We start from the raw sequence: 3,948 nt of genomic DNA, 5'->3' as shown, positions 1-3,948 counted from the left end.
GTGTATTTGCCGAAGCGCGACAGCGGCGCGTAGCCCTTGTCCTGCAGGTTCTTGACCTTGTCGGCGCGCTCGATCATGCCGTTGGCCAGAGACATCAGATGCGCATCGCGGTCTGGTTCCTCTTTCGCCAGGCTGATGAGGTAGTCGCGCAGCATCACGGCTGCCTCCTGAATTTCCTTGGCGTCCATGACGGTCTCGCGCAAGCCCTTCACGTCCTCGCCACCGAAGCGCAGCATGTCAGCGCGCCCCATGGTGTCCAGGCTGCGGTCGGTGGTCTGGCGGAACTCCTTGTAGAGCTCGATCTGGCCAGGGGTCAGCTTGAACTGGGACTTGAGCTCATCCTCGGTCCAGACGATGCCGGCGCCGAGCATCTGCGTGGAGTAGCGGGACTCCACCATCGCGTCGAACTGGGCCAGCGGCAGGCCCTTCCAGGCCTTGAGCATGCCCGGGTGCATCTTGCCGACAGCGAGCATCTTCTGTGCCTTCTGCTCGGTGGTCATCTTCGCGGCCTCGGCCTGGAGCGTGGCCAGCAGCACGGGCTTGCCGTGGTCGTCGCGCGTCCACGAGAGCGTGCCCTCGTTGATCGGCCGGGCGATCGCCTTGTTGTCRGCCGCGCTGACCGGAGACTTGGTGATGTCCTTCCAGTGTTCCAGCTTGGGCAGCAGCTTSGGCGCCAGGTCGGCCGCGTCSGTGGCGTAGTAGGCGACGTCGTCGACGAAGCCCTGCGCRGCGTTGAACACCGGCTTGAACTCGTCCGAGCGCTCCGCGAGGTTGTACATGGTGCCGATGGTCTTGTGCCACCACGACAGCTTGCCCGGGGCSTTGAACTGCTGGTTCAGGGCATCGGTCGCCTTGCGGGTGTACTCGGCCACGGTCGAGYGGCTGAACATCGGCGCATCGTCGCCACGGCTGAAGGCCGTATCCACGCGCCGGCCGCCGCGTGGGCCATCAGGCCCGCCCTGCTCCACGAACCGTCGAGCCGGCAGGATGTAGTTGCGGATGATCTCGGCGTCCGACAGCGCCAGGCTGCGGAAGCCCGGCACGTTGGTGCGCAGCCAAGTGCGGATCGCGGCGATCGCGCGCTTGACGAAGCCGATTTCGGGGGTGTTCTGCGCCATCTCGGCCAGCACTTCCTCGGCCGCGTGGAGGCGGTCAAGGTTGTTCACGCCACGCAGACCGTACTCCTTCATCTTGGCGTCGACCTGCGCGCGGCGCATGGTGACGATCTGGTTCAGGATGCCGCCCAGGTCCCTGCCGAAGAGCCGGCGAAGCCCGTAGTGGCCGAGCGCTTCATGGAAGAGCACYCGSGCGGTGTCATTCGGGCTCTTCAGCTGCACGGCCATCAGGTAGACCTTGCCCCGGTAGTAGAAGCCCTCCGGTGAGCCGGAGGCGCCGCCGCTGCGCTGGCGCTGGTCTTCCTGGCGYACGGCCTCGGGAATCGCCGGATCGGTCATGTCGAAGGCGACCACGATCTCCGGCGCGTTCGTCCAGGCGCGGCTGATGCCGTCGACGGTGCGCTGCACGACTTCCACAGCCTGCGCGCGGGCCGCCGGCGAGCTCGACGGGAGGCGGCTGAACATCGCCACATTCCCATCGTCGCCTTGTCGATGCTCGACTGTCGCCAGGAAGTGATCGAAGGCGGCGCGCACCTGGGGCATTTCTGCCGCCACGGGGTACGGGTACCCGCCTTCGAGCGAATAGTCGGGCTCGCTCACGATGTTGGCCAGGAAGTCGTTCCTGGCGCCTTGGTCTTGGAGCTTGGCCACCACGTAGCCCTCGAAGGCACGCGCGGACATTTCCAACGGCGTCGACCAGTAGGGCGTGCTGCGCAGCTCGTCGAGCTTCGCGGCGCGGGCCTTCATCGGGATCGTCTGGAGCACCTGCTTGACGCCTCGGAAGGCTTCGCGCATCTGGTCGCGCACGATGCCCATGCCTCGAGCCGCATCGGGCGAGTCGGACATATAGGCGCTCGGGCGGCCGTCGGCCTTGCCGAAATAGTTGTCGAGCGCGTGCCACCACTCATGCGCGAGAGATCCGGCGCCGGCGTTTTTCGTCAGGTTGATGACGACGTTGCCCGTCTCGTAGTGCGCGGCGAATGCGCCCTTGCCGCCCTTGCCACGGGCCCCGAAGGCGAGGCCCAGCGAACCGTTCAGGGAAAGCGCGCGTGGCGGGACGCCAATCATCGCGGCGAGATCCATCAGCGCGTCATAAGCGCGATTGAGGTCACGCTGCCGACGATCGCCCTCGACGTAGTTGCCGAACTGCACGCCACGGAAGCCAAAGGCCTCGGAGAACTCCTCGGGGGACACGTCGCCGTTCTGGCGGTGGTCGGCGCCGACGCGCGGCTGGTCGATCGCGTTCCGCTCGGACGGGATCTCCTTCATCTTGGCCAGGGTGGCTTCCAGCTCGGCCGCGTTGTCGGCCATGAACACGCGGGCGTCCTTGACCGTCGCGAACCCAGCCTTGATCGTGATGACGTTCCGGCCGATCTTCTTGCCGATGAAGATCGGGTTCTCCTTGACGCCGCGCTTCGAGTAAATCTCGAACGTCGCGCCCTTGGGCTCGGCGGTGGCCTCGAAGAGGCTGGGCGCCTTGGCCACGAACGCATCGAGCGCCTCCTGCATCGTGTCGCCAAGGGACATTTCCCTGCCCCACGAGTTGCCCGCCACCTTCTGTGTGACGCTCCACATGGTCTTGGGCGGGTCGAACTTCTTGCCGCCGTGGATCGAGTAGATGCCCATCGACAGCTCGAACGACTTCAGCGAGTTGGCATGGCCAAGCGCCTGATACAGCGCCACCTTGCCGTCGACCCATCCCTTCAGAGTCGCGAATCGAGCGGTGTTCAACTCGGCCTTCATGCGCTCGCGCTTGGCGTCTTCGTCGAGCGCCTGCTGCGACAGATCGCGCAGCGATTCGACCTCGGTCACCCATGCCTTGAGCTTCCATCCCTTCGACGGCTTGGTGGGGACTTCGTCGCGAGCTGCGTGTGCGAATGCCACGGCCCACGGGTCGGCGCCGGCGTCGAGGAGCTTCTGGTAGTCGGGCTCGGGCCACGTCTTCGAGAGCGGCTCGGCGGACACGTCCAGCTCGACGGCCTGGTCGAACTTGTCCTTGTAGGCGGCCGTGTAGGTCATCTTCCGCGCGCCCGCCAGCTCCTCGCCGAAGTCCTCGATTGCCGCCGGCTTGGCGTCGTTCTTGAGCGGATTCAGCGCATCGCGGATCTTCTTCTTTTGCTTGGCGTTGAGGTCGGTCTTGTCGAGCGCCCTCAACACTTGCGCGCGGAGCCCGTCGGCCGTCACCTTGTTGTCGTCGGCCCACATGCGCACGGCCTTCGGCAGCTCGGCGAGGTCAAAGTCATCATCCAAGGAGTCGGCGAACTGGTGCACCAGCTCGCCGGCGAGGCGTTCCTCTTTCTCTGCCACCAAGTCGGCGGGCGTCTTGCCCTCGTTGACCCAAGCCTCGGAGGCGGCCGGGCCTCGGCTGGCCAGCTCGGCCGCCTTGCTCTCGCCGTACATCTCATTGAGCCACGAGCCGGAATCGGCGGCCGTCTCCGGCGCTTCGGGCTCGTCGTCGGCCTCGGTCGTCGGCTGCGGGTTGCTCTTGAGCCATGCGTCGAGCTTCGCCCGCTCGGCCTTCGCGAGCTTCAAGTCATCGAGCGAGGCGCCCTTCGCGGTGGCGTAGTCGAGCGCGRCTTGATAGTCCTGCTCCTCGACCATGTTTTGAAGCGCGGCGATGGTGCCCGAGCTGGTCGCCGCCTTGGCCTTCGGCGGGGTCTGCCCCTTGTCGCTGAAACCCTTGTCGTTGGCCACCTTCGAGCGAAACTCCTTGAGGCGCTCGACGTGGTTGACCACCTTAAATTTCCCGTCGCCGGGCACATCGAAGGTCACATAGCCGATCGTCTCGGCCGCCTCGGCTACTCGTGCGTCCTGCGCCTTCTGACGCCGGTCT

1 protein-coding gene is annotated in these 3,948 nt (G+C 65.9%); it reads right to left on the bottom strand.

The window, feature by feature from the left end; all coding sequences use genetic code 11:
- Nucleotides 1-3,948: LPD5 domain-containing protein (locus tag AC1DY5_RS45690; protein WP_478121007.1), on the bottom strand; the 3,948-nt coding region annotated here is incomplete at both ends.

It is taken from the genome of Variovorax sp. P4_D9 (assembly GCF_056401695.1).
Note: the sequence above shows the minus strand (reverse complement) of the source record. Positions and strands in the feature narration are given on the sequence as shown.